Origin of the sequence: Thauera sp., from assembly GCF_034003485.1 — a bacterium.
Taxonomy (GTDB): Bacteria; Pseudomonadota; Gammaproteobacteria; order Burkholderiales; family Rhodocyclaceae; genus Thauera.
The window spans coordinates 1-2,786 of the sequence record NZ_JAVEYL010000086.1 but is presented as its reverse complement, the minus strand read 5'-3'; the positions used below and the strand labels follow the sequence as shown (position 1 = coordinate 2,786).

The 2,786-nt window shown below is 65.1% G+C and carries 3 protein-coding genes and 1 pseudogene; 2 read left to right on the top strand and 2 right to left on the bottom strand.

Going from position 1 to position 2,786, the window contains the following annotated elements:
- A partial coding sequence (locus tag RBT54_RS18405) for a Tim44 domain-containing protein (RefSeq protein WP_320368426.1) occupies positions 1-837 on the top strand: 837 nt, incomplete at its 5' end.
- A gap of 88 nt (positions 838-925) precedes the next feature.
- Positions 926-1,507, top strand: a complete 582-nt coding sequence (locus tag RBT54_RS18400) for an SCP2 domain-containing protein (RefSeq protein WP_320368425.1) — start codon at positions 926-928, stop codon at positions 1,505-1,507.
- A gap of 108 nt (positions 1,508-1,615) precedes the next feature.
- Here the strand turns inward: RBT54_RS18400 and RBT54_RS18395 are convergent, their stop codons facing one another.
- Together RBT54_RS18395 and RBT54_RS18390 are read right to left on the bottom strand one after the other, a co-directional pair.
- A complete protein-coding gene (locus RBT54_RS18395; protein WP_004261883.1) occupies positions 1,616-2,041 on the bottom strand; it encodes a F0F1 ATP synthase subunit epsilon in 426 nt (141 codons plus the stop codon).
- Between the two features lie 53 nt (positions 2,042-2,094).
- Positions 2,095-2,786 (bottom strand): annotated as a pseudogene (locus tag RBT54_RS18390) (F0F1 ATP synthase subunit beta); the annotation flags it as partial.

Here is a 2,786-nt window from a genome sequence, read left to right as displayed (position 1 = left end):
GCCGTGCTGTCGTTCGGCTTCGGCGTGCCCGAAGCCGAAGCCAAGCGCCTTGGCGGCGGCAGCAGCTTCGGCATGCAGCGCCAGGCCACGCCCCAGCAGGCCCCGCGCCAGCCTGCCGCCACGCAGACACCGGCCTCCGCCGCAACGCCCGCCGCCGCACCCAAGCGTTCGTGGATGGGTCCGGTCGCCGGCCTTGCCGCTGGCCTGGGTCTCGCCGCCCTGTTCTCGCACCTTGGCCTGGGTGAGGAAATGGCGTCGTTCATGATGATCCTGCTGCTGGCCGTTGCAGCTTTCTTCATCTTCCGCCTGCTGTTCCGCCGCGGCGGCAACACCCAGCAAGGCCAGAACCTGCAATACGCCGGTGCCAGCGCCGCGTCGGGCGCCGCCACGCCGCTGCGTCCTGCCCCGGCTGCTGCCCCGATGTCGGGTGCTGGTACCTCTGCCTCGGGCCTCGACAAGGCGATTGCCGAAGGTTTCGACGTGCAGGGTTTCGCCCGCCAGGCCAAGCTGAACTTCATCCGCCTCCAGGCCGCCAACGATACCGGCAACCTCGACGACCTGCGTGCATTCACCACGCCCGAAGTCTTCGCCGAAATCCGCATGCAGCTCACCGAGCGCGGCACCGCCGAACAGCGTACCGATGTGGTTGAGTTGAACGCTGACGTGGTCGATGTCGAGGAAGAGAACGGCCGCTACGTCGTCAGCGTCCGCTTCAACGGACTGCTGCGCGAGGAAGAAGGGGCTGCGCCGGCAAGCTTCGACGAGATCTGGCACCTGACCAAACCCGTCAGCGGCAGCGGTGGCTGGCTGATCGCCGGCATCCAGCAGATCAGCTGATCGTCGTATCATCGACGGGGAGGCCCAAGGGGCCTCCCCGTTTTGCTTTCAGGTCCGCCCTTTCGTACCCTGCTCCGGCTCAGACACCATGCTGTCCAGCATTTTTCTCTCCGCCACCAATCACCTGCTATCGCAATCGGGCTGGGCGCGCACCCGCCTCCAGCCACATGCCGGACGCACCGCGCGGCTGGCGATTGCGCCGCTCGCGGATCTCGACTTCTCGGTTTCCGTGGAAGGTTACTTCGCCGCCTGGTCGGGCGAGGACGCGCCCGAAGTGCTGTTGCGGCTCGCGGCGGTCGATCTGCCGAAGCTCCTGGTCGATGGCCTGGAGACCGCGATGCGCCACGTGCGCATCGAAGGCAATGCCGAATTCGCCGACGCCCTGGGCTTCGTGTTCCGCCACCTGCGCTGGGACGCGGAAGAGGATCTGTCGCGCGTATTCGGCGACATTGCCGCCCATCGCATGGTCGAAGGCGGCAAGCAATTGGTCGGTGAGGGACGGCGGTCGCTCGAGCGCGTGGGCGGCAACCTGGCCGAGTACCTCACCGAAGAGTCTCCGCTGCTCGTCCCGCGCAGCGCGCTCGCCGAGCTATCGCACGACGTCATCGCACTGCGCGACGCGCTCGGCCGGCTAGACAAGCGGGTTTCCCGCCTCGAAGGGCGGCGCTGAACAGCACGCCATCCCGAACGGACAGCCCGAGCGCGGAACCAAAAAAAAGCAGCTCCGGAGAGCTGCTTTTTTCTTCCCGCCCCATCCATCGACGGAGCGGAGAAGCGATCAGTGGCCGCGCTTGCGCAGGCGCTCGATCGCGGCGAGTTGTGCCACTGCTTCCATGAGCTCGGCCTGGGCCTTGGCGTAATCCAGACGCGCGGTCTGATTGGCCATTGCCTCTTCGGCCTTCTTCTTGGCTTCCAGCGCCTTCGCTTCGTCCAGATCCTTGCCGCGGATCGCGGTGTCGGCAAGCACCGTCACCAGACCCGGCTGAACCTCGAGCAAACCACCGGCAACGAAAACAAGCTCTTCTTCCGCCTGATTCGGAACCTTGACCCGCACCGCACCCGGTTTGATCCGGGTCATCAGCGGCATGTGGCCGGGCAGAATGCCGAGTTCACCCGCCTCGCCAGGCAGCGCGACAAACTCTGCCAGCCCGGAGAAGATCTGCTCTTCCGCGCTGACGATGTCGACATGAACCGTCATAGCCATGTTGTTTCCTTTTCAAATCCGCGCGGCACCGAGGTACCGCGCGGGCGGACGAATTACTGCAGCTTCTTCGCCTTCTCGATGGCCTCGTCGATGTTGCCGACCATGTAGAAGGCCTGTTCCGGCAGGCTGTCCAGTTCGCCGCTGACGATCATCTTGAAGCCCTTGATCGTGTCCTTCAGCGAGACGTACTTGCCCGGCGAGCCGGTGAACACTTCCGCAACGTGGAAGGGCTGCGACAGGAAACGCTGGATCTTACGCGCACGAGCCACGGAGAGCTTGTCTTCCGGCGACAGCTCGTCCATACCCAGAATCGCGATGATGTCGCGCAGTTCCTTGTACTTCTGCAGGGTCTGCTGAACCTGACGGGCCACGCCGTAGTGCTCTTCGCCCACGACCAGCGGGTCGAGCTGGCGCGAGGTGGAGTCGAGCGGATCGACGGCCGGGTAGATACCCAGCGCGGCGATGTCACGCGACAGCACGACGGTGGAGTCGAGGTGCAGGAAGGTCGTGGCAGGCGACGGGTCGGTCAAGTCATCCGCCGGCACATACACAGCCTGGATCGAGGTGATCGAGCCAACCTTGGTGGAGGTGATGCGCTCCTGCAGACGGCCCATTTCTTCGGCCAGCGTCGGCTGGTAACCCACCGCGGAAGGCATACGGCCCAGCAGCGCGGACACTTCGGTACCGGCCAGGGTGTAGCGGTAGATGTTATCCACGAAGAACAGGATGTCACGGCCTTCGTCAC